Below are 25490 nucleotides of genomic sequence, written 5' to 3' on the forward strand. Positions count from 1 at the left end.
GCGCCATGACGCTTCAACAATCCCGCCGCCTGCAAAGCCTGCTGCTCGGCACCCTGGCCTGGGCCATCGCGATCCTGATCTTCTTCCCGATCTTCTGGATGGTGCTGACCAGCTTCAAGACCGAAATCGACGCCTTTGCCACGCCGCCGCAGTTCATCTTCACGCCGACCCTGGAGAACTACCTGCACATCAACGAGCGCAGCAATTACTTCGCCTTTGCCTGGAACTCGGTGGTGATTTCCTTCAGCGCCACGGCCCTGGCGATGTTGATTGCGGTGCCGGCGGCCTACTCCATGGCCTTCTACGAAACCCAGCGCACCAAGAGCACGCTGCTGTGGATGCTGTCGACCAAGATGCTGCCGCCGGTGGGGGTGCTGATGCCGATCTACCTGCTGGCCAAGAGCTTCGGCCTGCTGGATACGCGGATCGCGCTGATCATCATCTACACCCTGATCAACCTGCCGATCGTGGTCTGGATGATTTACACCTACTTCAAGGACATCCCCCGGGACATCCTCGAGGCCGCGCGCCTGGACGGCGCCACCCTGTTGCAAGAAATGGTCCGGGTACTGTTGCCGATCGCCAAGGGCGGCCTGGCTTCAACCGTGCTGCTGTCGCTGATCCTGTGCTGGAACGAGGCTTTCTGGTCGCTGAACCTGACCTCCTCCAATGCCGCGCCGTTGACCGCGTTGATCGCCTCCTACTCCAGCCCCGAAGGCTTGTTCTGGGCCAAGTTGTCCGCGGTGTCGACCCTGGCCTGTGCGCCGATCCTGATCTTTGGCTGGATCAGCCAGAAACAACTGGTCCGGGGCCTGTCCTTCGGCGCTGTGAAGTAACCGCACCTTCAAACAACAACGAATTTAGAAGCGGAGGCCCATCATGGCCCACCTGAAAATCAACAATCTGCAAAAAGGTTTCGAAGGGTTCTCCATCATCAAGGGCATCGACCTGGAGGTGAACGACAAGGAGTTCGTGGTATTCGTCGGCCCGTCGGGCTGCGGCAAGTCGACCCTGCTGCGACTGATTGCCGGGCTGGAGGAAGTCAGCGGCGGCACCATCGAGCTCGACGGACGCGACATCACCGAGGTCAGCCCGGCCAAGCGCGACCTGGCCATGGTGTTCCAGACCTATGCCCTGTACCCGCACATGAGCGTGCGCAAGAACATGTCGTTCGCCCTGGACCTGGCCGGGGTGGCCAAGGCCGAGGTCGAGAAGAAGGTCAATGAAGCGGCGCGGATCCTCGAACTGGGGCCGATGCTCGAACGCAAGCCCAAGCAGCTGTCCGGCGGCCAGCGCCAGCGCGTGGCCATTGGCCGGGCGATTGTGCGCAACCCGAAAATATTCCTGTTCGACGAGCCTTTGTCCAACCTCGACGCCGCGCTGCGGGTACAGATGCGCCTGGAGCTGGCGCGCCTGCACAAGGAACTGCAGGCGACCATGATCTACGTGACCCACGACCAGGTCGAAGCCATGACCCTGGCGGACAAGGTGGTGGTGCTCAACAGCGGCCGCGTGGAGCAGGTCGGTTCGCCCCTGGAGCTCTACCATCAGCCGGCCAACCTGTTTGTGGCGGGGTTCCTGGGCACGCCGAAGATGGGTTTTCTCAAGGGCCAGGTGACCCGGATCGACAGCCAGGGCTGCGAAGTGCTGCTGGATGCCGGCACCCGCATCAGCCTGCCCCTGAGCGGCGCCAAGCTGAGCGTCGGCGGCGCCGTGACCCTGGGCATCCGCCCGGAACACCTGAACCTGGCCCAACCCGGCGATTGCACCCTGCAGGTCACGGCCGACGTCAGCGAACGCCTGGGCAGCGACACCTTCTGCCACGTGCTGACCGCTTCCGGCGAAGCCCTGACCATGCGCGTGCGCGGCGACCTGGCCAGCCGCTACGGCGAAACCCTGAGCCTGCACCTGGACGCCGAACACTGCCATTTATTCGATGCCGACGGCGTGGCCCTGACCCGCCCGCTGCGCGCCGCCGCCTGATAGCCGAGAACCTGCGATGAAACTCAATCACGCCAACCTGCACCGCCTCGCCTCTGAAGTGCAACTGCCCGCCTACGCTCTGGACGACACGCGCCATGGCATCGCCCATATTGGCGTTGGCGGTTTCCACCGCGCGCACCAGGCGTATTACACCGACGCCCTGATGAACACCGGCAGCGGCCTGGACTGGGCCATCTGCGGCATCGGGCTGCGCGCCGAAGACCGCCGCGCGCGGGATGACCTGAAGGAGCAGGACTACCTGTTCACCCTGTTCGAGCTGGGCGATGGCGACGACACCGAGGTCCGGGTCATCGGCGCGATCCGCGACATGCTGCTGGCCGAGGATGGCGCTCAGGCCCTGATCGAGAAACTGGCCAGCCCCGAGATCCGCATCGTGTCCCTGACCATCACCGAGGGCGGCTACTGCATCGACGACAGCAGCGGCGAGTTCATGGCCCACCTGCCGCAGATCCAGCACGACCTGGCCCACCCGACCCAGCCAAAAACCGTGTTCGGCTTTCTCTGCGCGGCCCTGGCCAGACGCCGGGCCGCCGGCACCCCGGCCTTTACCCTGATGTCGTGCGATAACCTGCCGCACAACGGCGCGGTGACCCGCAAGGCGCTGCTGGCGTTTGCCGCCCTGCGCGACGCCGACCTCCACGACTGGATTGCCGCCAACGTCAGCTTTCCCAACGCCATGGTCGATCGCATCACGCCCATGACCAGCACCGCCCACCGCTTGCAGCTGCACGACCAGCACGCGGTGGACGACGCCTGGCCGGTGGTCTGCGAACCCTTTGTGCAGTGGGTACTGGAGGACAAGTTCGTCAATGGCCGCCCGGCCTGGGAACAGGTCGGCGTGCAGTTCACCGACGACGTCACGCCCTACGAAGAGATGAAAATCAAGCTGCTCAATGGCAGCCACCTGGCCCTGACCTACCTGGGGTTCCTCAAGGGCTACCGTTTTGTCCACGAGACCATGGCCGACCCGCTGTTCGTCGCCTACATGCGCGCCTATATGGACCTGGACGTGACCCCGCAACTGGCGCCGGTGCCAGGCATCGACCTCGCCGACTACAAGGACACCCTGGTGGCGCGCTTCTCCAACCGGGCCATTGCCGACCAGTTGGAGCGGGTCTGTTCCGACGGTTCATCGAAGTTTCCCAAGTTCACCGTGCCTACCCTCAACCGCCTGCTTGCCGACGGCCGCGACACCGAGCGCGCGGCCCTGGTGGTGGCGGCCTGGGCCCTGTACCTCAAGGGCGTCGACGAGAACGGCACGCGCTACAGCATTCCCGACCCGCGCGCCGAGTTCTGCCAGGGCCTGGTGGCCGACGATGCCCTGCTGACCCGGCGCCTGCTGGGGGTCGAGGAAATCTTCGGCAGCGCCCTTGCCCGCTCGCCGGCCTTTGTTGCAGCCTTCGAACGCTGCCTGGCCAGCCTGCGCGAGCACGGCGTGAGCAAGACCCTGGAGCGGGTGCTGGCCAGCCACGGCTGAAAACGCTGGATTTCATAGTTTGCGCAGGGTGATTCATGACCACACAGCAGCTGTTTCTGGGGATCGACTGCGGCACCCAGGGCACCAAGGCGATTATTCTCGACACCCACAGCGGTCAGGTGCTGGGCCTGGGCGCGGCCCCCCACAGCCTGATCAGCGGCGACAACGGTCGGCGTGAACAAGACCCCCAGCAGTGGCTGCAAGCCTTCAGCCACGCCACCGCACAGGCCTTGCAGGCGGCCGGAGTCGATGGCCAGCAGATCCTCGGCATCGGCGTTTCAGGGCAGCAGCACGGCCTGGTGCTGCTCGACGACCAGGGCCAGGTGCTGCGTGCGGCCAAACTGTGGTGCGACACCGAATCCACCGCGGAAAACGACCGGCTACTGGAATGGCTGGGGGGCGAGTCCGGTTCGCTGGAACGCCTGGGCCTGGTGATAGCCCCGGGCTACACAGTGTCCAAGCTGCTATGGACCAAGGAGCAACATCCGCAGCTGTTCTCCCGTATCGCGCGGATCCTGCTGCCCCACGATTACCTGAACTTCTGGCTCACCGGGCGCGCCTGCAGCGAATACGGCGATGCCTCGGGCACCGGCTACTTCGATGTGCGCAGCCGCCAGTGGGACCTGGAACTGCTGGCCCATATCGACCCCAGCAGGCGCTTGCAGGCGGCACTGCCGCCGCTGATCGAATCCGCGCAGGCGGTGGGCACCATCCTCCCGGACATCGCCCGGCACCTGGGGCTCAACCCTGCCGCCCTGGTTTCCAGTGGCGGCGGCGACAACATGATGGGCGCCATTGGCACCGGCAATATCCAGCCGGGGGCGATCACCATCAGCCTCGGCTCGTCCGGCACCGTGTATGCCTATGCCGACCAGCCCCAGGTCAGCCGCGATGCCTCGGTCGCGAGCTTCTGTTCATCCAGCGGCGGCTGGCTGCCGTTGATCTGCACCATGAACCTGACCAATGCCACCGGCGCGGTGCGCGAACTGCTGGGCCTGGACCTGGAAACCTTCAACCAGCGGGTACAGCAAGCACCGATCGGCGCCCAGGGCGTGTGCATGCTGCCGTTCCTCAATGGCGAACGGGTGCCCGCCTTGCCCCACGCCACCGGCAGCCTGCTGGGGCTGACCATGGACAACCTGACCCAGGCCAATCTGTGCCGCGCCGTGGTGGAAGGCACCACCTTCGGGCTGCGCTATGGCCTGGACCTGCTGCGCAACAATGACCTGCAAAGCCGCAGCATCCGCCTGATCGGCGGCGGCTCGAAAAGCCCGGTATGGCGGCAGATAGTCGCCGACATCATGGACACCCCGGTGGTCTGCACCCAGCAGAGCGAAGCCGCAGCCCTGGGCGCGGCAATCCAGGCCGCCTGGTGCCAGGCGCGCCAGAGCGGGCTCGACACCCCCCTGGGCGAATTGTGCGAACGCTGTGTCACGCTGGACCCGGGCAGTGAAACACTGCCGATTGCGGCGAATGTGAGCGCTTATCACGAACTGTACAAACGACATCACAATTATGTTTTATCTATTTGATTTACATCGAATTTATTCAAGAAAATCAAGCTTTCTGCTTGTAGAAAACGCCTTGCCGGAGCGCCTTGGGCCATGGATTCCCTGGGATTCGGTCACAAACCCAAGAAGAAGCTTTAATAAAAACACGTAACCTATTGATGAGTAATGACTTATGTACCTTGTATGCGGCGAAGCGCTGTTCGATTTCTTCAGCAAAGACGACGCCAGCGGCCTGACCTCGAAGGTGAATTACCAGGCCATTGCCGGTGGCTCGCCGTTCAACGTGGCCGTGGGACTGCGGCGGCTCGGGGTCGATGTTGGCCTGCTGGCCGGCCTGTCCAGTGACTTCCTCGGGCGCCGGCTGCATCAGGTGTTGCAGGAGGAAGGCGTGCGCACCGATTTCCTGGTGCAGTTCGAGGCGCCGACCACCCTGGCCATGGTGGCCGTGGGGGCTGACGGCTCACCCCAGTACAGCTTTCGCGGCGAAGGCTGCGCCGACCGCCAGCTGCAACCGAGCCACCTGCCGTTGTTGGGCAATGAGGTACGCGGCTTGCATATCGGCTCGTTTTCCCTGGTGGTGCAGCCCATTGGCGACACCCTGCAAGCGCTGGTGCGACGCGAAAGCGGTCAGCGCCTGATCAGCCTCGACCCCAATGTCCGGCTCAATCCGCAGCCTGATATCGGCCTGTGGCGCCAGCGTATCGGCAGCCTGGTGCCGCATGCCGACCTGATCAAGGTCAGCGACGAGGACCTGAGCCTGCTCTACCCCGACCGGGACCCTGCCGAAGTGATCCAGGGCTGGCTGCAGCAGCGCTGCCAATTAGCCTTCCTGACCCGCGGCGGCCAGGGTGCAACGGTCTTCAGCCGGGCCCACGGCAGTTGGTCGGTGCCGGCGCGGCCAGTGGCAATTGCCGACACCGTGGGTGCCGGCGATACCTTCCAGGCCGCCCTGATTGCCTGGCTGACCGAGCAGCAGCTGGATTCACCAGCGGGCCTGGCACAACTGAGCAAAGCCCAGGTCGACGCCCTGCTCGACTTTGCGGTCGGCGCCGCCGCCCTGACCTGCACCCGCACCGGGCCGGACCTGCCTTATCGGCAGCAACTGGCCTGAAACTCGGGCGGCTACAGGATCGAGAAGTTGTAGCTCAGGATCAGCCGGGTTTCGTCGGTATCCCGGGCAAACTTCTCGTAGTTGCTGCGGTACGTGGCATTGCGCAGGCGCAGGTTCAGGCCCTTGAAATCGCCCTGCTGCACCACGTACTTGAGCTCGCTGTCGCGTTCCCACTCTCGACCCGCCTGGGCGCTGCCCGGCACGCTGATGTGGTCGCCGCTGACATAACGGGTGAGGAAGCTCAGGCCATTGAGGCCCAGCGCCTTGAAGTCGTAGTCATAACGCAACTGCCAGGAACGCTCCTGGGCGGCGGCGAAATCGTTGACCTGGACGTAGTTCACCAGGTACGGGTTGCTGCCATCCAGATACGGCATCGAGTTGGCGCCATTCATGCGCTGCCAGCCGGCACTGAAGGTATGGCCGCTGATGGCGTAGCCCAGCATGCCGCTCAGGGCGCGGTTATCGATCGAGCCCGCACGCTGGGCGCCGCTGTCGGCACTCTTGAACAGGCGCAGGTCGGCCTTGAGTACGCCGCTGCCCAGGGGCTGATTGGCCAGCAGGCCGATAAAGTGCTGGCGATAGACGTCATCCAGCTGCGCGTAGTGGTACTGGGCGCTCAGGCGCTCATTGAAGCGGTAGTCGACCCCGTAACTGTCGAAGTGATCAGCCGTGGTGTTGCAGGCATAGCGCTTGTTCTTGCAATGCACGCGGATGTCCTGGGCATCGGTGGAATCACGGGCGGTGTAGCGATCCAGGCGCGCGGCGGTAAAGGTCAGGTCCTGAAGCTCCCGGGAAGTCAGCAGGGCTCCGTTGAACAGGGTTGGCAACAGGCGACCGTCGTTGTACTTGAGCAATGGCAGGTCCGGCAGCAACGCGCCGTATCTGAGCTCGCTGCGGGAGAAGCGCACCTTGGCCGTCAGGCCCAGCTTGGCGTATTGATCCTCGGAACCCCTGGGGTCCTGGCCGTGGGACGGCAACAGCCCGCTGTTGCTGCGACCCGGGCTGGAATCGAGCTTGAGCCCGAGCATGCCCAGCGCATCGAGGCCAAAGCCAAAGGTGCCCCGGGTGTACCCCGATTGCAGATTGAGGATAAAACCCTGGGCCGACTCCTCACGCTTGGAGGCCCCTTGTGCGGCACTGGTATGGCCGTCACGAAAATCACGGTTGAAGTACACCGTGCGTGACTCCAGCCGCGCGCTGCTGTCTTCGAAAAAACCTTCAGCCCGCACCGGGCCGGCAAAACCGGCGCAGAGCAAGGCAGCGCCGAAGCCCAGGACCGGGCGCGCAGGGGACAAAGAAAATGGGCAACACATGAAAAAAACTCCAACAGCCAATCGATACAGCGATAAAAACAAGCGACCCCATCCACCCGACAAATTCGGATTCAGGGGCAAAATTGATTGAATCAATGAGGGGCGGCAATCATCGCAGATGGCTTTATGACACCAAACCCGACCTTAGTCTGACGGTGTCGCCCGGTTCAGCGGGTAGCCAGGGTCGGTACGGAGAAACAACATGAAGTTTGGATCCGAATTCATGACCGCTCGTCGGCATTCTCCTACAGGAGATGCAGCTTTCTCTTAGTCATACATCAGATTAGAAAATCACTTCAACTAATTGATAGTTAAGGTAAATATTGAATTGGTTTTTTATTTATTACACCCTCGTCATTTATACAACACGGCATCGCGTCAATTAACCGTCTTTAGCATGTGATAGCGTCAAAAATACGGAAAAGCTGTTTTTTCGGCGTGCGCCAGCTGTCTGGCCAATAACCCCCATCATGCTCATCACGGACGAGGTCGTTCCCTTGGATATCAGAGCTTTAGCCGGCAATCCTGCAGGCAAGCCGTATGCTCGCGCACCGTCCGTTCTTTCAGGGGTCGCGCAACACGGGGGCTGCCACACATGAACATACTCATCACCGGGGCAGCCGGGTTCATTGGCGCCCATACGGCACTGCGTCTGCTCAAGGATGGGCATCAGGTGACCGGGTTGGATAACTTCAATGCCCATTACGACCCGCAGCTCAAGCAGGACCGGGTGCGTTGGGTCGCCGAGCAGGTGGGCCAATTCCCCCTACGACAGCTGGACCTGAACGACGCTCCAGCCCTGGGACGGCTATTTGCCGAAGTCCGCCCGCAGGTGGTGATCCACCTTGCCACTCAGCCCGGTGGACGCTGTACCCAAGCGAACGCCCATGGGCAGTCTGATTGCAGCCAAGCGGGTTTGCAGCCGATCCTGGCCCCCTGCCAACGTCATACCGTTGAACACCTGATCTACGCCGCCCCCGAAAGCCATTGCACCTGCAAAGCAGGCAGTGCCTTGCAGGTGGACAGTGACGGCCGCCTGCAAGGTATACCGTCCACCGCGCTGCGCTTTCTGACGGTGTATGGGCCCTGGGGGCGGCCAGACATGGCGCCCCATCTGTTCGCGCGGGCGATTTGCGAGGAGTTGCCGCTGAAACTGTTCAACCATGGCCTGCATCAGCGCGACTTCAGTTACATCGACGATGTGGTCCACTCCCTGGTCCGCCTGCTGCACAAGCCGCCCTCGGGCCACACCCAACTGCAGGACGAATCGCCGGCCTGGCTCGACAGCACCCTGCCCCGGCGCCTGTTCAATATCGGTGGGCAGCGCCTGGTGCAACTCAAGGATTACGTGGCCACCCTGGAACAGTTGCTGGGCCGCAAGGCACGCTTTGAATACCTGAGCTTGCCGGGTAATGACCTGCCCCCAGGGCCGGAACCCATCAGCGCCCTGGAAAACCTCACCGGGTTCGGACCACAGACGCCGCTGGCCCAGGGGCTGGGACATTTCGTCGAGTGGTTTCACGCCTATTACCGGCCCGGCTGCGTGCCGCCAGCGCCGGCACTGGAGCTCTCGGGGCAGAGTCCGCAACCCCAAGGCCGCGAATACTGATTGGCTTTTTTCTACAACTGCTTAGCTCCCTACTTAATCATTGGTTAATCCCGCGGTCCAAAGCTGTACTGGACCGCGCTAGCTCAGATACTTCTGATGCCCTCCGCGGCAGGTTCAGCGGCCATCCGGCGCTGAGCGACCTAATGTCTGCATCGGAGATTAATTATGAACGCGCGCATCCTGTTGATCGGCGCAGCCCTGGCCCTGACTGGCGTTACCGGGCTGGCCCAGGCCGATACCACCACCACACACCCCGTGCCCTATCACTACGGCATGCCCTTGCACGTGGCCAAAGTGGTGTCGATGACCGAGCCTACAACCCTGGAATGCAAGGTGGTGACGGCTGACATGAAGTTCATCGACAACGCCGGCAAGCTTGAAGACATCAGCTACAGCAAACTGTCCGAAGCCTGCAGCGATCAGAACTGAAACAGCCCCGGGGTCAGGTGCAGCAACCCTGCCACCTGACCCCGGCCACAGCGCCTGATTCAGTCGCTGTCTCCCGGCCCCGTTCGCCGGGCGTTATCAGATGCGCCCACGAAATACCCTGAGGCGCGGCTTCACCTTGGGCGCTATCGAATCGGCTGAATGAAATAAAGGAAATGACCTGAACGCAGCGCCTGACCGGGAACCGAATCGGCGCCGCATTGCATGGCAAAAAACCAGCCCGGGCCTGGGGTTCACCCAAGCCAGGCGTATGGTGACAAACCCCGGTGCCCCACTGCTTGACTAGTAGGCACGGGCTCGTTGGGGCAGGCTCTGCTGACCTGGATTGTGGGCCAGGTCATAGCGCAATTCGGCGATCAGCTCGTTGATTTCCCGGCAACCATTGAGGCCCGAGGCATCGATGCCGGTCACGACCAGGTCCACGCGGTCGGTTTCATGGTCGCCAAAGACTTTCACCGTCATGGACAAGTCCGGGCTCAAGGTGCATTGGCAGCGTTTGGGCAGAAAACTGCTTTCAATAATGTTGCGTAGTTCCAGGGCAGATAAAAACATGGCGACTCTCTCCTTTATTTGAGACTGCCAATCAATGGACAAAACAGCAGGGCTGCAGTGACTTCCGTGTTCGAGTGCGATCCGGGCCGTGCCTTGACCTTCCATGAAGACAGGACCAACTACTAGACTAGGCCGCTTTCCCGCTCCCGCTAAATTCTATTTAGCTCTGAGCTCCAAGCTTTTTACCCAGGATTGCAGGCATCGATCCATTTGGAGGGATGGCCCCGCCACAGGCTGTTTCCGGGTGTGACACAGAGATCAGGCTTGAAGGTATGAGATGCACGGAACATGCCCATGACGACCACCGGGCATGCCTAGGACAATCAAGGGCTTGGGCCATAAATATCATTCCGACATCATGCAATCTGCAACAAAGGCCGCATTGCGCCCTGCAAATTGCCAGACCGTAGACGGACGGTTTGCATTGACCCAGCGCAGGCGGTAAGAATGCCCGACCCGGGCCCCGGCCCTGATCCACGCAAATGAGTGGGTCTTTCTTTTTATCCGCAAGGAGGCGTCATGCGCTCGACATCCATCCATTCCGCCGGCATTGCCCTGTTGCTGTGGGGTATTTCCTCAACGGCGAACGCCGCCAAACTTGAAGACGTAGCCCCCTACCCCAAGGCCGAATCCGGCTTCAACCGGCAAGTCATCCAGCTTCCGAAAAAAACCCAGGAACAGGACTACAAGGTCGAGATCCTGGCGGGCAAGACCCTGACCGTGGATTGCAACCAGCAACGCCTGGGCGGCAACCTGCAGGAGCAAACCCTCGAGGGCTGGGGCTATTCGTACTACCGCCTGGAGCAGGTGACGGGGCCCATGACCACCCTGATGGCCTGCCCCGATGGCAAGAGCCATCGCGCGTTCGTCCCGGTGATCGGTGACGGTTTCATGCTGCGCTACAACAGCAAGCTGCCCATCGTGATCTACGCCCCCAAGGACGTCGAAGTGCGCTACCGGATCTGGAGCGCCGGGAAAAAAATCGACAGCGCCCGCGTCGAGTAAGTCGGCTGCCGGCGCTGCATCACCCCCTGACCGATTCAGGTCCTCGTCGAATTCCAAGGATTGCCGAACATGATTACCTGCCATGTCAAATACGTGATCGACCCTTACCAACTCGCCGAATTCGAGGCCTACGCCAAGACCTGGATCGAGGTGGTCGAGCGCCTCGGTGGCACCCACCACGGCTATTTCCTGCCGTCCGAAGGCGCCAGCAATATCGCCTACTGCCTGTTCAGCTTCCCATCCCTGGCCGACTATGAAAGCTACCGCCATATCGCCCTCACCGACCCGCAAAGCGTGGCCCTGGTGGATTCGCTGCTGGAGAAGAAATTCATCCTCAGCTACGAACGCAGCTTCATGCGTCCGTTGCTGGACTGATCAGGCCGGCACGGCATTGCCCAGGGCCACGCGCTGGGCAATGCCGCCCAGGCTGTCGAAGTTGATATTGGCCCCCGAGTCGATGGCGACCAGGGTTTGCCCGCGCACTTGCCGCTGCGCCACGTAGCGCTTGATCCCGGCCACGGCCAGGGCGCCGGAAGGTTCGGTGATCGAGCGGGTATCGTCGTAGATGTCCTTGATTGCGGCACAGAGTTCATCATTGCTCACGGTCAAGACCTCATCCACGTAGTGGCGGCAGATCTCGAACCCATGGACGCCGACCTGGGCCACCGCGACCCCATCGGCGAAGGTGCCGACGCTGGGCAGAACCACCCGTTCCCCGGCCTTGAGCGCCATTTGCAGGCAATTGGAGTGCTCGGACTCCACGCCCACGATGCGCACCTCAGGGCGCAGGTACTTGACGTAGGCGGCAATCCCGGCGATCAACCCGCCCCCACCCACCGGTACAAAGATCGCATCCAGCGCCCCGGGCTGCTGGCGCAGGATCTCCATGCCCACGGTGCCCTGCCCGGCGATCACATACGGGTCGTCGAACGGTGAGACAAAGGTGCGCCCGGTCTGCGCCGCCAGTTCCAGGGCGTAGGCCAGGGCAAACGGAAAGCTCGGCCCGTGCAGCACCGCCTCGGCCCCACGGCTGCGCACCCCGATCACCTTCAGCTCCGGGGTGTGGGTGGGCATGACGATGGTTGCCTCGATACCCAGCTCCCGCGCCGCCAGGGCCACACCCTGGGCGTGATTGCCCGCCGAGGCGGTAATCACCCCACGCTGACGCTGCGCCTCGCTGAGCTGTGACAACTTGTTGTAGGCGCCGCGAATCTTGAAGGAAAAGGTCGGTTGCAGGTCTTCGCGCTTGAGCAGGATCTGATTGCCCAGTGCTTGGGACAGGGCCGGCGCCAATTGCAGCGGCGTGCGCACCGCCAGGTCATAGACCGGCGCCGCGAGGATTTTCTTCACATAGCCTTCAAGCAGCCCGAGTTGCGGGTCCTGGCGGTTGGCGCGGGTCATGGGAGGTCTCCTGGGTGGTGTTCGAAGCCCGGAAGACAGAGAGAAAAAACCCGCCTCCAGGGCGGGTTGGGTGCAGTCGTCAGCAAGCCCGCCAATAAGGAATGGCGGTAATAATGCTTGGCTGGGAACGGAATGCTGGGGAAGTCATGCACGGAAATTACCCGGCAAAAGGCTGACCCGTCAATGGACATTTCGCCACCAAGCCGCGCTTTATCTGAAGTAACCCCTGGATAGATCCATGCTCAAGGGCTTTTCGCCAGCCGCTTCAGCCCCAGCACCATGGCCCCCGCCCCCAGGCCCATGGCGCTGAGAAACAACGGGTACGACACCCACCAGGGCGTGCCGGCCGTCATCATGCTGAACTCCGACATGCCGCCGATGCTGGCCAGCAGGTTGAGCGGCAGAAACACCACGTTGATCAGCGTCAGCTTGCGCAACAGGCTGTTCATGTTGTTGTTCATCAGGTTGCCGCGGGCATCGATCAGCCCGGAGAACACCGTGGAGTAGATCTCCGCCTGCTTGTAGCACTGGTTGTTTTCGATGATCAGATCGTCGATCAAGCCAACCGCCTGCGGGCTGAAATGCTCCTTCTCGGCATGGTTGCGCAACCGGGTCAGGACCGCACCGTTGCTGTGAATCGCATTGATGTAATAGATCAGGCTCTCGCTGAGGTTGAACATCTGCACCAGGTGGCGGTTTTCCATGGAGGCGTTGAACTGCTGCTGCAACTCCCGGGCGACCATCTTGATCACCTTCAGGTGCCCCAGGTAGTGGTGAATATTGCCCAGCAGCAGGTCCAGCAGTACATCCAGCGGCGTGTGCAGGGCCTGGCGCTGGCCCAGGCCGTCGAGTTGGCCGTCGTCGGTGGCGATCACCAGCAGGCGATCCGGCGAAAACAGCAACCCGCAGGACGACACCTCGAACGCCAGGCTGCCGCCGCCGGAGTAGTTTTCCGGGCGCTTCCAGATCAGGAACAGGTTGTCGGGATGAAACTCGATGCGCGACACCTCATCCGGGTCGAGGGCGGAGGCCAGGGCATGCTCATCGAGCTTGAACGCGCTGTGCAGCAGGTCGCGCTCCCCCAGGTCGGGGTTGCAGAACAGCATCACTTCGGCGTCCAGCCGCTGCACCGGCAGCAGGCGCCCCTGGGCCAAGCGGTAGCTCTGGATCATCGCGACGGCCTCACCAGGCCTGGCCGCGACGCTTGAGCTCCAGGCGTCGGACAAACTCCTCAAGCACCAGGGAATACAGGTCGTCCTGCAAGTAGGCGTCTTCGATGCCGGCGTCCATGTTCGGGTTGTCGTTGACCTCGATCACCACCACCTTGTCGCCGGACTGCTTGAGGTCGACCCCATACAGGCCGTCGCCGATCAGGTTGGCGGTCTTCACCGCCAGTTCCACCACTGCTCGCGGCGCCTCGTGCACCGCCAGGGTCCGGCACTCGCCGTTGATGTCCTGGCCCTTGGCTTTGTGGTTGTAGATCTGCCAGTGGCCCTTGGACATAAAGTACTGGCAGGCAAAGATCGGTTTGCGGTTGAGCACGCCGATGCGCCAGTCGTACTCGGTGTAGAAAAACTCCTGGGCCAGCAACAGCACCGAATGCTCGAACAGCTCGGCCGTGGCCTCCAGCAGCGCCTGCTGGCTTTCGACCTTGATCACCCCACGGGAGAAACAGCCGTCGGGGATCTTCAGCACCAGCGGGAACCCCAGGCGCTCGCCCACGCGCTCGAAGTCTTGCGGTCGCTCCTTGTACAGAATCTCGGTGGCCGGCATGCCCAATTGATGGCTCTTGAGCAGGTCGGTCAGGTACACCTTGTTGGTACAGCGCAGGATCGACGCCGGATCATCCATCACCACCAATCCCTCGCTCTCGGCCTTTTTCGCGAAGCGGTAGGTGTGGTTGTCGACACTGGTGGTTTCGCGGATCAACAAGGCGTCGTATTCGGCCAGGCGTGAGTAATCCTTTTTCTCGATCAGTTCGACATCGATGCCCAGCCCCTTGCCGACCCGGATAAAACGCTCCAGCGCCAGGGCGTTGGACGGCGACAAGGCTTCCTGAGGGTCATGCAGGATCGCCAGGTCATAACGGGCCATGCGCCGCGAGCGTGGCAGGCGCCAGATCTTGCGGCTGAAACTGTCCAGGGCATTGGCGAATTGATCTTCCTGATCATCGCGCACTTTATGCAACGTGCCGGACTTGACCCCTTCAATGTGCCAGCCGTTAGTTCTCTTGAAGTCAACTAACAGTATGGGACAGGGAAACAACTCGAATAACTGACGCGCCAGATCCTGCAACGGCTCGATACTACTTTTGCCGAAGTACAAGGTCAGGGTAAAGGCTTCAGTGTCACTGTAAGCATGATTATTCAGGGCCTTTTCCAGGGTTTTATCCAGGTCATCCAAGGCCAGGCCATACAGCGACTTACGGGTCAGCTCGCTGATGGTCCGCACCGAAGGAATCACCCGATGGCCCCGCGCCTCGGCCAGCAACGAGCAGTAGTAGCCATGGCCCAGGTACTTGTAGCTGCGGCACAGGTTGATCACCTGGACCCGCTTGCCCGGCTCATTGCCACGGGATTGCTCAAGGTATTCCTGAGCCGTGACCAAGTCTTCGCTGGGGAAGTAGGACGCCCAGTCTTCCTTGCGTTCGACAATAATAACCAGCTGGCTGGAAGTTCTAGCCGCCTCGGAAAAATAAGCAGTTGTCGTTATTGTTTCCGGCAAACTTTGCTCGGATACTTCACGCCATTGACCCTGTACCGCTGACATAGTGATTGATCCGCTGAAGAACAAGACCGTTTCTATTAAGCATGAAGTTTTTTAAAAGTCCCGTTTCATTACGCAACTTTTACGGCGGTTATATGGATCTTGTCTTTCGCACTGCAACCCTCGACGACCTGCCCAGTCTGCTGGCGCTGGAACAGCAATGTTTCACCAGCGACCGGCTGACGCCGCGCAGCTTCCAATGGATGATCAGCCGGGCCCATGGGCAGTTGGTCGTCGCCGAACACCAGGGAGGCATTCAGGGCTATGCCCTGGTGCTGTTTCACCGTGGCACTTCGTTGGCGCGCTTGTATTCGATCGCCATCGCCGTGCAGGCACGGGGCCAGGGCCTGGGGCAGCGCCTGCTGCAAGAGATCGAGGCACGGGCCCTGGCGCATGACTGCGCCTACCTGCGCCTGGAGGTACGCAGCGACAACCCGTCGGCGATTGCCCTCTATGAGCGCAACGGCTATCGGCGCTTTGCCCTGATCCACGACTATTACCAGGACCACGCCGATGCCCTGCGCCTGGAAAAACGCATCCTGCAGCATCGCGAGACCCGCAGCATCCGCGTGCCCTACTACCCCCAGACCACCGACTTCACCTGCGGCCCGGCCTGCCTGTTGATGGCCATGGGCGCCCTGCAACCCGGCCGGCTACTGGAGCGCCGCGAAGAGCTGCAGATCTGGCGTGAAGCCACCACCGTGTTCATGACCGCAGGGCATGGCGGCTGCAGCCCCCAGGGTTTGGCGCTGGCGGCCTGGCAGCGAGGCTTTCGGGTGCGGTTACAGGTCAATACCGTGGGCCCGCTGTTTCTCAATGGCGTGCGGGACGAGCGTAAAAAGGACGTCATGCGCCTGGTGCACGAAGAGTTCTGCGCGCAACTGGCCCAGAGTTCGGTGCAGCAGGTGCTGGGCGGACCGCTGGACCTGCCGCGCCTGCTGCACGACGGTGGGCAGCCCCTGGTGCTGATCAGCAGTTATCGCCTGACCCGCTCCAAGGCGCCGCATTGGGTGATGGTCACCGACTGTGACCCGGATTTTGTCTACCTGCACGACCCGGACGTCGACCACAGCCAGCATCGCCAGGCCGTGGACTGCCAGCACTTGCCGGTGAGCCACGCCGAGTTCGCCAAGATGTGCAGCTTCGGCAGCAGCAAGCTGCGGGCGGCGGTGGTGCTGTATGCCCCCCAGGCACAGGTGCCGGATGCCAGCGGTGACCCTGGCCCCGGCGCCGCCGGCAATCAGTTCAGGCCTACGCGGTACAGCCCGCCCTTGTCCTCGTCGGTCAAGACATAGAGGTAACCGTCCGGCCCCTGGCGCACATCGCGGATGCGCGCCTTGAGTTCGCCGAGCAGGCGCTCTTCATGCACCACCTGCTCACCGTCGAATTGCAGGCGAATCAACTCCTGCGAGGCCAGTGCGCCGATAAACACGTTGTGCTGCCAGGCCTTGAAGCGGTCACCGTCATAGAACGCCATGCCGCTGATGCCCGGAGACTTCTCCCAGACATGGTGCGGGGCCACCGTGCCTGGTGCGCTCTGCCCCTGAGCTTCAGGGATCGGCTGGCCGGAGTAATTGATGCCGTGGGTCGCCAGGGGCCAGCCGTAGTTCTTGCCGCGCTCGATGATGTTGATTTCATCGCCGCCCTTGGGCCCGTGCTCGTTCTCCCACAAGGTGCCGCTCCAGGGATTGAGGGCCGCGCCCTGGGGATTGCGGTGGCCGTAGGACCAGATTTCCGGACGCACGCCGCTTTGGCCGACGAAGGGGTTGTCGTCCGGCACCTTGCCGTCAGCGAAGAGGCGCACGACTTTGCCTTGCAGCTTGTCCAGGTCCTGGGCCGTCGGCCGATCGTTGTTTTCGCCGAGGGTGATAAACAGGTAGCCGTCACGGTCGAACACCAGCCGCGAGCCGAAGTGATTGCCCGTGGAGAGTTTGGGCTCCTGGCGGAAGATCACCTGGAAACCTTCCAGGCTCTTCAGGTCACTGGACAGCCGGCCACGACCCACCGCCGTCCCGGCAGTGCCGCCTTCGCCACCACCCTCGGCGTACGACAGGTAGACCATGCGGTCCTGCTTGAAGTCCGGTGACAGCACCACGTCCAAAAGGCCGCCCTGGCCCTTGGCCCAGACCTGCGGCACACCGGTCAGTGGCGCCGATATCCGGCCGTCGGCGTTGACCAGCCGCAGGTGGCCGGGGCGCTCGGTCACCAGCATGCCCTGGCTGTCCGGAAGGAAGGCCAGGGCCCAGGGATGATCGAGGTTCTGGGTGATCGGGGTGACGCTCAGGGTGCCCTGCTCGCTGGCATATTGCTGCGCGGTGGCAGCCGAGGCGGCGGGTACGGTGGTCAGGAAAACACTGGCGCAGAACGTGGCCAGGAGAGTTTTACGCAACATGCACTATTCCTTCCGTTGCTTGAAAGTCCGGCGGGCCAAGGACCGTCAACGTCCTCGGCAGCGCTCAGCGTCTGTCATTCGATTGAGGGTCACGGCTACCGGGTTGGGGCTGCGGATTGGCTCTGGGCGGGCTGCCGGTGCGTGGATAGCCGTTGCCGATGCCGCCGTTTTCCAGGGTCGGCGGACGCGGCACCGGAGCGATATTCGGCCCGCGAATGGCCGGGGCGCTGGGTTGGGTGCCCTGCATGCTATTGGGGTTGGCCCGGCGCGTCGGGCTGTTGTAGGGGTTGTCGTTGCCGCTATTGGGCAGGCTCTGCGCCAGCAATAATTTCGCTTCGCCAGTACCGGCCTGTGGAGCGGCCTGCACCACGGCGCTGGCACATGCGGCCAGGGCGAGCGCGGCCAGGCGTCCCATCAGTCTGTTCATAGGGCCCTCGTTGATAGCAAGCAGATATCAGTTTCGAGTCCACGCTACGCCCGGGGTTCGCCTTTGTTAATTAAATAATCCTTAAGAACATGTAACACCGAATATCCGCAGCCGGCCTGGTCCGGGAATCGTCAGGGAATCGCCGCGCGTTAATGGGCGAAACTTTTGCCGAACGCCGCAGGTCACCTGAAGACTCACACTGCAGAGGCGACGACCATGGCACGGGCAATCTGGAAGGGCGCGATCAGTTTCGGTCTGGTGCATATCCCGGTGGCCCTGGTGTCGGCCACGGCGTCCCACGGCGTCGACTTCGACTGGTTGGATCAGCGCAGCATGGACCCGGTGGGCTACAAGCGCGTGAACAAAGTCACCGGCAAGGAAGTCACCAAGGAACACATCGTCAAAGGGGTGGAATACGAGAAAGGCCGCTATGTGGTGCTCAGCGAAGAGGAAATTCGTTCGGCGCACCCGCTGTCGACCCAGACCATCGATATCTTTGCCTTCGTCGACAGCCAGCAGATCCCCCTGCAAAACATCGACACCCCGTACTTCCTCGCTCCGGACAAACGCGGTGGCAAGGTCTACGCGCTGCTGCGCGAGACCCTGACCAGCACCGACAAGGTCGCCCTCGCCCACGTGGTGCTGCACACCCGCCAGCACCTGGCGGCACTGATGCCCCTGGAGTCGGCGCTGGTGCTGGTGATGCTGCGCTGGCCGGCCGAGGTGCGCAGCCTCGACGAACTCGAACTGGGGGCCGAAGTCACCCAGCCGCAGTTGGCCAAGGGTGAGCTGCAAATGGCCAAGCGCCTGGTGGAAGACATGAGCGCCGACTGGGAGCCCGAGCAGTACCGCGACAGCTTCGAGGACAAGATTCACGCCCTGGTGGAGAAGAAAGCCCGCGCCGGCAAGATCGAGGACGTCGAGACCCAGGCTGGCGAGGAGCAACGCAAAAGCGCCGACATTATCGACCTCACCGAAATGCTCAAGCGCAGCCTTGGCTCGCGCCCCAGCGCCAAGGCCCCGGCCAAATCCGCCAAACCGGCCACCCGACGCGCGCCTGCCAAACCCGCCAGCAAAAAAGCCCCCAGCAAGAAGTCCACGCACAAGACCCGCGCCTGAACCTCGCATGGGCGCGCAGCACAAGGTAGTCCGTCATGGCCAGACCCCTGAGTGAATACAGCCGCAAACGCAATTTCGACATCACCTCCGAGCCCTCGGACACGCCGTCGGCCAAGGACAGGCCGGGGGCCTCGGCCTTGCGTTTCGTGATCCAGAAACACGATGCACGCAACCTGCATTACGACTTTCGCCTGGAGCTGGGCGGCACCCTGAAAAGCTGGGCGGTGCCCAAGGGCCCGAGCCTGGACCCGACTCAGAAACGCCTGGCCGTGCATGTCGAAGACCACCCCCTGAGTTACCGCGATTTCGAGGGCAGCATCCCTGCCGGCCAATATGGCGCCGGCGATGTGATCGTCTGGGACCATGGCGTGTGGCAGCCCCATGGCGATCCGCAGGCCGGCTACGAGGCTGGGAAGCTCAAGTTCCGCCTGATCGGCGAAAAGCTGGCAGGTGACTGGACCCTGGTCCGCACCCATTTACGCGGCAGTGGCGACAAGCAGCAGTGGCTGTTGATCAAGGAAAACGACCCGCAAGCCCGTTCCGCCGATGAATACGACGTCCTCGAAGACCTGCCTAAAAGCGTGATCAGCCAGGCCACGGTCGGTGCCGGCCGGAGTAAGCCAAAATCCCCGCCCAAAGACAAAAAGTCCACGCGCGCCACAGCAGCCGCCACGGCCCTGCCAGAACGCCTGGCACCTCAGTTGGCGACCCTGGCCGAACAGCCGCCCAACGGTGACTGGCGCTACGAGATCAAATTCGACGGCTACCGAATCATGGCCCGGATCGAAAAAGGCCAGGTGCGCCTGCTGACCCGCAACGGCCATGACTGGACCCCGCGCCTGCCGTTGCAGGCCAAGGCCCTGGCGGCGCTGAAGTTGCGCGACAGCTGGCTGGATGGCGAGGTGGTGGTGCTCAACGACAAGGGCCTGCCAGACTTCCAGGCCTTGCAGAGCGCCTTCGACATCGGCCGCAGCCTGGACATCATTTACTACCTGTTCGACGCCCCGTTCCTGCAAGGCGCCGACCTGCGCCAGACGCCGCTGGAAGAGCGCCGAGCCCTGCTCAAGCAAGCCCTGGGGCGCAAGAACAGCAAGGTGCTGCGCTTCTCCGAGGCCTTCGCTGCCCACCATCAGGATATTTTCGAGAGCGCCTGCGCCCTGTCCCTGGAAGGCGTGATCGGCAAGCGTGCCGGCAGCCCCTATGTGTCGCGGCGCAGCCCGGACTGGATCAAGCTCAAATGCCGCCTGCACCAGGAGTTCGTGATCATCGGCTACACCCGCCCGCAAGGCTCGCGCAGCGGCTTTGGTGCGTTGCTGCTGGGGGTGTACGCCACGTCCGGGCTGGTCTACGCCGGGCGCGTGGGCACCGGGTTCAACCAGGCCATGCTGAAACAGCTGCATGGCCAGATGCAGCCACTGGAACGCCCCGCCTCGCCCCTGGCCAAGCCACTGACGACGGCCCAGGCCCGGGGCGTGCACTGGATCGAACCGCAGTTGGTGGGCGAAGTGGAGTTTGCCGAGTGGACCCGTGAAGACCTGGTGCGCCAGGCCGCCTTTATTGCCCTGCGCAGCGACAAACCGGCGACCCAGGTGGTTCGCGAGCAGGCACCAGCGCCCAGGGAGCATCGAACGCCAGCGGAGAAACACAGCCCGAGCCAGCCCCCGGACAGTGTCGCCGGGGTGCGCATCAGTCACCCGGAACGGGTCATCGATGCCCGCAGTGGCACCACCAAGCTTGAGCTGGCCCAGTTCTACCAAAGCATCGGCGACTGGATCCTGCCCCACCTGCGGCGGCGCCCGGTGTCCTTGCTGCGCGCGCCCGAAGGGGTCGAGGGCGAGCAATTCTTCCAGAAACACGCCGAACACCTGGCCATCCCCCACATCAAGCACCTGGACCCGGCCCTGGACCCCGGCCATGCGCGCCTGATGGAAATCGACAGCCTGCCGGCGCTGATCGGCGCGGCGCAGATGGGCACGGTCGAGTTGCACACCTGGGGCGCCACCACCGAGCACATCGATACCCCGGACCAGTTTGTCCTGGACCTCGACCCGGACCCGGCCCTGCCCTGGAAAACCATGCTCGAAGCGACCCAGCTGACCCTTTCAGTGCTCGACGAACTGGGGCTGCAGGCGTTTTTGAAAACCAGTGGCGGCAAGGGCATGCACCTGATCGTGCCGCTGGCACGGGTCCATGACTGGGCCACGGTCAAGGCCTTCGCCAAGGCCATCGCGCACTTTATGGCGCAGCAGTTGCCGGAGCGGATCAGCGCCACCATGGGCCCGAAGAACCGCGTCGGGAAAATATTCGTCGACTACCTGCGTAATGCCCGTGGCGCCAGCACCGTGGCGGCCTATTCGGTCAGGGCCAGGCCTGGCCTGCCGGTGTCGGTGCCCATCAGCCGCGATGAACTGCCAGGGTTGCGCAGCGCCCAGCAATGGGATATCCGCACCCTCTGGCAACGTCTGGAAACCCTCAAAGACGCCCCCTGGACCGACTATGCCCATCGGCAGCGGATCAGCGCAAAAATGTGGCAGCAACTGGGGGCCAGTCCCCCCCTGAGACGAGGGGCGGCAGCGGCGCCTGCAGCGAGGGGGCAGGCGCCCGGGGGCGGGGTCAGATCAGGATGAACAGCAACAGCAGGCCGCCGAAGATGGCCCACTTTTCCAGGTAATAACGCGTACGGTTGCGCTTCTTCAACTCTTTGCCGCGCAGGCGGATTTTGTACAGCTTGTTGAAGGCGCGATTCAGGCCACCGGTCTTGTCCCCGGCATCGTTGGGCGAACCGGCAGCGGCCATCACCGTGCGGCTGAACCAGGCATTGAAGGCCGCGACCCAGCGGTACTTCATCGGCCGCTCGACGTCACAGAACAGGATGATGCGATTGTGCGGGGTGGTGTTTTCCGCGTAGTGGATGTAGGTCTCGTCGAACACCACCGCTTCGCCGTCACGCCAGGAATAGCTCTCGCCGTCCACATTGATGTAGCAGCCATCATCGTTCGGCGTGTCCAGGCCCAAGTGGTAACGATAGGAACCGGCGTAGGGGTCGCGGTGGCGCACCAGCTTGGAGCCTGGCGGCAACTCGGCAAACATCGCCGCCTTGATCGAGCCGATGCCTTGTACCAGTTCGGTGGTGCGCGGGCAGAGTTTCATCGCCGACGGGTGACTGTCGCCATACCACTTGAGGTAGAAGCGCTTCCAGCCACTTTTGAAAAAGGAGTTGAAGCCCAGGTCGTTATAAGTGTCCGAGCGCTTGATCTCCCCTGCCCTGAGCAGGTTCTGACCTTCGGCGCGAATTTCTTCCCAGTGCTCCTGCAACGGCTGTAATTCGGGGAATTGGGCCGGGTCCAGGTAGGGACGGTTGGGGTTCTTCGAAAACAGGTAGAGGAAGCAATTGATCGGGGCCAGGAAGCTTGAGTGATCACTCAGTTGGCGGCCCAGCTTATGGCGCACACGACCGCGCAGGTGGACGTAGGCGATAGAGAGAACATAAACAGCAGCAATAATGAGTTTCACGAGAAATCGTCACACGTCAGAAAAGAATATGCCGCGCCCCTGCAAACCGATGGTTGAAGGGCAAATTGCAGCGTCTGAATTAAAAAAGCGCAGTCTGCAGGCAGGTTACTGAACCGCCTCACTCATTGGCATCTGGCCATTGGTTGGCAATTTAGCCACATTCTGTAACCAAAAGTTAACTCAAAATTGTGAAAAACTGCGCTTGCCGCCACCCCATCGGTCACCCGCTTGTGCACCGTCCCCAAGGCTCCGGGCGCGATCGTCGATGCATAGCGCGCGCCTTGCCCGAGGAGGTTTTCAGCCTGTTATGCTGCGCGCGCTCGACGCCTACCCGCGAGCGCCTGCAACGATCGCCCGCAAAGGACCGCGATACCCATGACTGACCCCCTCGCACCGGTGCTGATCCTGCTGCCCGGCATGGACGGCACCGGAGAGCTTTTTCGGCCGCTGATTGCCGCCCTGGGTGGGCGCTTCGAGCTGATCGTGCTGCGCTATCCGAGTGATCAGCCCCTGGACTATCCGGCCCTCGAATCCCTGGTGCGCCAGGCCTTGCCCCAGACGCGACCGTTTGTAGTGCTCGGTGAGTCGTTTTCCGGCCCGATCGCCGTGGCCATTGCCGCCACGAACACGCCACTGCTCAAGGGCCTGGTGCTGTGCTGCACTTTCGTGCGCAACCCAAGGCCGCGCCTGGGACGCCTGAGTTTCCTGCTCAAGCTGCTGCCGTTGGCCCGGGCACCGCTGGGGCCGATCAGCAAAGTTCTGCTCGGCAGCTACGCGACGCCGGCCCTGCATCAGGCGCTGGCCCAGGCAGTGTCCCAGGTCACGCCGCGGGTGATGCAGGCCCGGCTCAGGGCGGTGGTGGCGGTGGATGTCAGTCAGGCACTGGCTGCCAGTCGCGTCCCTGTGCTGTACCTGCGGGCCAGCCAGGACTTTCTGGTGCCGGCCAGCGCCAGCGAAACGGTGGCAAGCCTGCGGCCGGATGCGCAGATCGTGACCCTCGACGGCCCCCATTGCCTGCTGCAGGCTGCCCCGGACCCAGCGGCGCAGCACCTGACGCGCTTTCTGCAATCGGTGTCCTGAACCCGCCCATTGCGCCACCGGCTTGAAGAGATTGCTTGATGAAGCCCGGAAAAACCGCAGTCGGTGACATTGTCTTGATTCCCCTGGTCCAGGGCTTTCGGCCGGCCAAAGTCCTGTATGTGTCGCAGCGCTATAAAGACACCATCCTGCTTGGGCTTTACGCCACGACCCTCAGCGCAGCACAGATGCCCGCGGACCTGCCGGACGGCTTCGGCCTGACCCTGTACACCTCCAAAGCCCCCATCCGGGCCCAGCGTTGGCTGCAGGTCGGCAACCAGGTACTCACCGCCACCCAACGCGGCCTGGATCGCAGAATCGTCGCCACCGAGTTGTGGCTGGGGGATGAGCATCTGGGACCCGCATCAGCCCAGGACCTGCTCGATCTCCCCCAGATGCGGGTCATGGGCGCTGGCCTGGTTGAAAAGAAGGCCCAGGCCCTGCTCCCCGCTGCGGGTTAAGCAGCGCCGGTCAGCGCAAGACAAGGCGCGCTCCCCCTCCTCAGCCGACACTCACTGCGGGCGAAGCAACCCCGAGCACTGGCACAAGGTGAGTTTCGCCATCAGTTCCGGGTATAGGTCCGAGCCGAGAAAGGCACTGATCCCACCCTGCAAGCTGAAGATATCCGAGCGCCCCCACTGCCTGGACACCTGCACTGCCCCGCGCTGACTGCGCAGGCCGGACTGACAGTAGAGCACCACCGGGGCATCGCTCAAACAGCGCCCGCCCAGGTGTTCGAGCTGCGCCAGCGGGATGTGCACCCCGCCAATGGACACCTGCTCGCGCTCATGGGCTTCCCGTACGTCCACCAGATGCACCGCAGTCCCCTTGCGCGCCAGCTCCAGCAATTGGCCAAGCCCCATGTTCAGGCCACCTTCACTGGTGGGCGCGGCACAGGCCACGGGCAATTCCTGCAGGGCAAAGGGCTGTAGCGGGTCTCGCAGCGGGTTGCCTGGTGCGGCCGAGTAGCGGATTTCCTGGGTGCTCGCCGAAAGCGCGTCATACATCAACAAGCGATTGCTCAGGGGCTGGCCGATACCGGTGATCAATTTGATCGCCTCATTGGCCTGAAAGCAGCCAATGATCCCCGGCAACACGCCCAGCACCCCGGCCTCGGCGCAATTGGGCGCCAGGGCGGCCTCCGGTGGCTCGGCGTACAGATCGCGGTAATTGGCGCTGCGCTGGCCGTCGGCCTGCAACGCGTTGAATACCGCGACCTGGCCTTCGAACTGAATGATTGCGCCATACACCAGGGGTTTGCCCCCCAGGCAGCAGGCGTCATTGATCAAGTACTTGGCCGTGAAGTTGTCGGTGCCGTCGATCACGATGTCGTAGTCGGCCACCAGTGCGGCCGCGTTTTCGATGTTGAAGCGCTCAACGTAGGCCTGGATGTGAATGTAGGGGTTGAGCGCCTGCAGACGGGCCTTGGCCACATCTGCCTTGTTCTCGCCCTTGTCCGTAGTGCGAAACAGCACCTGGCGGTGGACGTTGGACACCTCGATCCGGTCGGCATCGATGATCCCCAGCCGCCCCACACCGGCGGCCGCCAGGTAGAGCAATGCCGGGCACCCCAGCCCGCCCGCGCCGACCATCAGCACCCTGGCCGCCTTCAGCGCCAGCTGGCCCTGGATGCCAATGGCAGGCATCAACAGATGCCTCGAATACAGCCTCACCTCGCCCGGTTCGAGGCTCACCGGTTGCTGCTGATCCCCTGCTCTGCTCATCGTCTTCATTCCCTGGAAATAAAGGCCGCGGCATTCCCGCCG

22 protein-coding genes and 1 pseudogene are annotated in these 25490 nt (G+C 62.7%); 14 read left to right on the top strand and 9 right to left on the bottom strand.

Going from position 1 to position 25490, the window contains the following annotated elements; genetic code table 11:
* The first annotated feature begins 5 nt into the window (after window positions 1–5).
* From ACOZJV_RS03975 to ACOZJV_RS03995, 5 genes are all read left to right on the top strand, one after another.
* Window positions 6–836: a carbohydrate ABC transporter permease gene (locus tag ACOZJV_RS03975; protein WP_078472233.1), complete on the top strand. Its 831-nt coding sequence runs from the start codon at window positions 6–8 to the stop codon at window positions 834–836.
* A 43-nt stretch (window positions 837–879) separates the two neighbouring features.
* On the top strand, window positions 880–1983 hold the full coding sequence (locus tag ACOZJV_RS03980; RefSeq protein ID WP_078472232.1) for an ABC transporter ATP-binding protein: 1104 nt from the start codon (window positions 880–882) through the stop codon (window positions 1981–1983).
* A gap of 16 nt (window positions 1984–1999) precedes the next feature.
* Complete coding sequence (locus ACOZJV_RS03985) at window positions 2000–3481, top strand: mannitol dehydrogenase family protein (RefSeq protein WP_421546890.1); 1482 nt, start codon at window positions 2000–2002, stop codon at window positions 3479–3481.
* 35 nt (window positions 3482–3516) lie between these two features.
* Window positions 3517–5013 (top strand): xylulokinase, encoded by a 1497-nt coding sequence (gene xylB, locus ACOZJV_RS03990; protein ID WP_421546891.1) that lies wholly within the window; start codon window positions 3517–3519, stop codon window positions 5011–5013.
* 151 nt (window positions 5014–5164) lie between these two features.
* Window positions 5165–6103, top strand: a complete 939-nt coding sequence (locus tag ACOZJV_RS03995) for a carbohydrate kinase family protein (RefSeq protein WP_421546892.1) — start codon at window positions 5165–5167, stop codon at window positions 6101–6103.
* An 11-nt stretch (window positions 6104–6114) separates the two neighbouring features.
* Here the strand turns inward: ACOZJV_RS03995 and ACOZJV_RS04000 are convergent, their stop codons facing one another.
* Window positions 6115–7416, bottom strand: a complete 1302-nt coding sequence (locus ACOZJV_RS04000; protein WP_201130863.1) for an OprD family porin — start codon at window positions 7414–7416, stop codon at window positions 6115–6117.
* 595 nt (window positions 7417–8011) lie between these two features.
* Between ACOZJV_RS04000 and ACOZJV_RS04005 the strand changes: the two genes are divergently transcribed.
* A complete protein-coding gene (locus ACOZJV_RS04005) occupies window positions 8012–9025 on the top strand; it encodes an NAD-dependent epimerase/dehydratase family protein (RefSeq protein WP_421546893.1) in 1014 nt (337 codons plus the stop codon).
* Between the two features lie 165 nt (window positions 9026–9190).
* Window positions 9191–9454 carry a DUF2790 domain-containing protein gene (locus ACOZJV_RS04010; protein ID WP_078472226.1) on the top strand — a complete coding sequence of 88 codons (264 nt, stop codon included), beginning with the start codon at window positions 9191–9193 and terminating at the stop codon, window positions 9452–9454.
* 300 nt (window positions 9455–9754) lie between these two features.
* Here the strand turns inward: ACOZJV_RS04010 and ACOZJV_RS04015 are convergent, their stop codons facing one another.
* Window positions 9755–10024, bottom strand: a complete 270-nt coding sequence (locus ACOZJV_RS04015; protein WP_020298056.1) for a DUF1652 domain-containing protein — start codon at window positions 10022–10024, stop codon at window positions 9755–9757.
* A 519-nt stretch (window positions 10025–10543) separates the two neighbouring features.
* On the opposite strand from ACOZJV_RS04015, the gene eco reads away from it, so the two are divergent.
* On the top strand, window positions 10544–11029 hold the full coding sequence (gene eco, locus ACOZJV_RS04020) for a serine protease inhibitor ecotin (protein ID WP_421546894.1): 486 nt from the start codon (window positions 10544–10546) through the stop codon (window positions 11027–11029).
* A gap of 69 nt (window positions 11030–11098) precedes the next feature.
* The gene (locus tag ACOZJV_RS04025; protein WP_421546895.1) at window positions 11099–11404 is read left to right on the top strand and encodes an NIPSNAP family protein; all 306 of its coding nucleotides are present in this window, start codon (window positions 11099–11101) and stop codon (window positions 11402–11404) included.
* Here ACOZJV_RS04025 and ilvA read toward each other — a convergent pair whose 3' ends face one another.
* The 3 genes from ilvA to ACOZJV_RS04040 form a co-directional block, all read right to left on the bottom strand.
* A complete protein-coding gene (ilvA, locus tag ACOZJV_RS04030; protein ID WP_421546896.1) occupies window positions 11405–12430 on the bottom strand; it encodes a threonine ammonia-lyase, biosynthetic in 1026 nt (341 codons plus the stop codon).
* Between the two features lie 242 nt (window positions 12431–12672).
* Entirely contained in the window at window positions 12673–13602 is a 930-nt protein-coding gene (locus ACOZJV_RS04035; protein ID WP_078472223.1) for a magnesium transporter CorA family protein, read from the bottom strand.
* A gap of 10 nt (window positions 13603–13612) precedes the next feature.
* Window positions 13613–15199, bottom strand: coding sequence for a RimK family protein (locus tag ACOZJV_RS04040; protein WP_421546897.1), 1587 nt, complete (start codon window positions 15197–15199; stop codon window positions 13613–13615).
* Window positions 15200–15291: 92 nt separating this feature from the next.
* Between ACOZJV_RS04040 and ACOZJV_RS04045 the strand changes: the two are divergent.
* Window positions 15292–16377, top strand: a pseudogene (locus ACOZJV_RS04045) (peptidase C39 family protein); the annotation flags it as partial.
* Between the two features lie 59 nt (window positions 16378–16436).
* Here ACOZJV_RS04045 and ACOZJV_RS04050 read toward each other — a convergent pair.
* Window positions 16437–17588: a PQQ-dependent sugar dehydrogenase gene (locus tag ACOZJV_RS04050; protein WP_078472221.1), complete on the bottom strand. Its 1152-nt coding sequence runs from the start codon at window positions 17586–17588 to the stop codon at window positions 16437–16439.
* Window positions 17589–17652: 64 nt separating this feature from the next.
* A complete protein-coding gene (locus tag ACOZJV_RS04055) occupies window positions 17653–18015 on the bottom strand; it encodes a hypothetical protein (RefSeq protein WP_421546898.1) in 363 nt (120 codons plus the stop codon).
* 216 nt (window positions 18016–18231) lie between these two features.
* Here ACOZJV_RS04055 and ACOZJV_RS04060 point away from each other — a divergent pair, with 216 nt between their 5' ends.
* Both ACOZJV_RS04060 and ligD read left to right on the top strand, forming a co-directional pair.
* Window positions 18232–19134: a Ku protein gene (locus tag ACOZJV_RS04060; protein ID WP_421546899.1), complete on the top strand. Its 903-nt coding sequence runs from the start codon at window positions 18232–18234 to the stop codon at window positions 19132–19134.
* 35 nt (window positions 19135–19169) lie between these two features.
* Complete coding sequence (ligD, locus tag ACOZJV_RS04065; protein ID WP_421546900.1) at window positions 19170–21761, top strand: DNA ligase D; 2592 nt, start codon at window positions 19170–19172, stop codon at window positions 21759–21761.
* Here ligD and lpxO read toward each other — a convergent pair.
* Complete coding sequence (gene lpxO / locus ACOZJV_RS04070) at window positions 21748–22647, bottom strand: lipid A hydroxylase LpxO (RefSeq protein WP_078472217.1); 900 nt, start codon at window positions 22645–22647, stop codon at window positions 21748–21750. The two genes, ligD and lpxO, sit on opposite strands and share 14 nt — an antisense overlap.
* Before the next feature lie 375 nt (window positions 22648–23022).
* Here lpxO and ACOZJV_RS04075 point away from each other — a divergent pair, with 375 nt between their 5' ends.
* Together ACOZJV_RS04075 and ACOZJV_RS04080 are read left to right on the top strand one after the other, a co-directional pair.
* Window positions 23023–23727 carry an alpha/beta fold hydrolase gene (locus tag ACOZJV_RS04075; protein ID WP_421546901.1) on the top strand — a complete coding sequence of 235 codons (705 nt, stop codon included), beginning with the start codon at window positions 23023–23025 and terminating at the stop codon, window positions 23725–23727.
* Window positions 23728–23765: 38 nt separating this feature from the next.
* Entirely contained in the window at window positions 23766–24185 is a 420-nt protein-coding gene (locus tag ACOZJV_RS04080; RefSeq protein ID WP_421546902.1) for a hypothetical protein, read from the top strand.
* Between the two features lie 51 nt (window positions 24186–24236).
* Here ACOZJV_RS04080 and moeB read toward each other — a convergent pair whose 3' ends face one another.
* Entirely contained in the window at window positions 24237–25448 is a 1212-nt protein-coding gene (moeB, locus tag ACOZJV_RS04085; protein ID WP_421546903.1) for a molybdopterin-synthase adenylyltransferase MoeB, read from the bottom strand.
* Between the last annotated feature and the right edge of the window lie 42 nt (window positions 25449–25490).

Source organism: Pseudomonas sp. QD4, from assembly GCF_049199125.1.
GTDB lineage: Bacteria > Pseudomonadota > Gammaproteobacteria > Pseudomonadales > Pseudomonadaceae > Aquipseudomonas.

Bases quoted from the DNA above. Each gene is read 5' to 3' on its own strand.
- ACOZJV_RS03975 (WP_078472233.1), top strand. From the start codon at position 6: ATGACGCTTCAACAATCCCGCCGCCTGCAAAGCCTGCTGCTCGGCACC.
- ACOZJV_RS03980 (WP_078472232.1), top strand. From the start codon at position 880: ATGGCCCACCTGAAAATCAACAATCTGCAAAAAGGTTTCGAAGGGTTC.
- ACOZJV_RS03985 (WP_421546890.1), top strand. From the start codon at position 2,000: ATGAAACTCAATCACGCCAACCTGCACCGCCTCGCCTCTGAAGTGCAA.
- xylB (WP_421546891.1), top strand. From the start codon at position 3,517: ATGACCACACAGCAGCTGTTTCTGGGGATCGACTGCGGCACCCAGGGC.
- ACOZJV_RS03995 (WP_421546892.1), top strand. From the start codon at position 5,165: ATGTACCTTGTATGCGGCGAAGCGCTGTTCGATTTCTTCAGCAAAGAC.
- ACOZJV_RS04000 (WP_201130863.1), bottom strand. From the start codon at position 7,416: ATGTGTTGCCCATTTTCTTTGTCCCCTGCGCGCCCGGTCCTGGGCTTC.
- ACOZJV_RS04005 (WP_421546893.1), top strand. From the start codon at position 8,012: ATGAACATACTCATCACCGGGGCAGCCGGGTTCATTGGCGCCCATACG.
- ACOZJV_RS04010 (WP_078472226.1), top strand. From the start codon at position 9,191: ATGAACGCGCGCATCCTGTTGATCGGCGCAGCCCTGGCCCTGACTGGC.
- ACOZJV_RS04015 (WP_020298056.1), bottom strand. From the start codon at position 10,024: ATGTTTTTATCTGCCCTGGAACTACGCAACATTATTGAAAGCAGTTTT.
- eco (WP_421546894.1), top strand. From the start codon at position 10,544: ATGCGCTCGACATCCATCCATTCCGCCGGCATTGCCCTGTTGCTGTGG.
- ACOZJV_RS04025 (WP_421546895.1), top strand. From the start codon at position 11,099: ATGATTACCTGCCATGTCAAATACGTGATCGACCCTTACCAACTCGCC.
- ilvA (WP_421546896.1), bottom strand. From the start codon at position 12,430: ATGACCCGCGCCAACCGCCAGGACCCGCAACTCGGGCTGCTTGAAGGC.
- ACOZJV_RS04035 (WP_078472223.1), bottom strand. From the start codon at position 13,602: ATGATCCAGAGCTACCGCTTGGCCCAGGGGCGCCTGCTGCCGGTGCAG.
- ACOZJV_RS04040 (WP_421546897.1), bottom strand. From the start codon at position 15,199: ATGTCAGCGGTACAGGGTCAATGGCGTGAAGTATCCGAGCAAAGTTTG.
- ACOZJV_RS04050 (WP_078472221.1), bottom strand. From the start codon at position 17,588: ATGTTGCGTAAAACTCTCCTGGCCACGTTCTGCGCCAGTGTTTTCCTG.
- ACOZJV_RS04055 (WP_421546898.1), bottom strand. From the start codon at position 18,015: ATGAACAGACTGATGGGACGCCTGGCCGCGCTCGCCCTGGCCGCATGT.
- ACOZJV_RS04060 (WP_421546899.1), top strand. From the start codon at position 18,232: ATGGCACGGGCAATCTGGAAGGGCGCGATCAGTTTCGGTCTGGTGCAT.
- ligD (WP_421546900.1), top strand. From the start codon at position 19,170: ATGGCCAGACCCCTGAGTGAATACAGCCGCAAACGCAATTTCGACATC.
- ACOZJV_RS04075 (WP_421546901.1), top strand. From the start codon at position 23,023: ATGACTGACCCCCTCGCACCGGTGCTGATCCTGCTGCCCGGCATGGAC.
- ACOZJV_RS04080 (WP_421546902.1), top strand. From the start codon at position 23,766: ATGAAGCCCGGAAAAACCGCAGTCGGTGACATTGTCTTGATTCCCCTG.
- moeB (WP_421546903.1), bottom strand. From the start codon at position 25,448: ATGAGCAGAGCAGGGGATCAGCAGCAACCGGTGAGCCTCGAACCGGGC.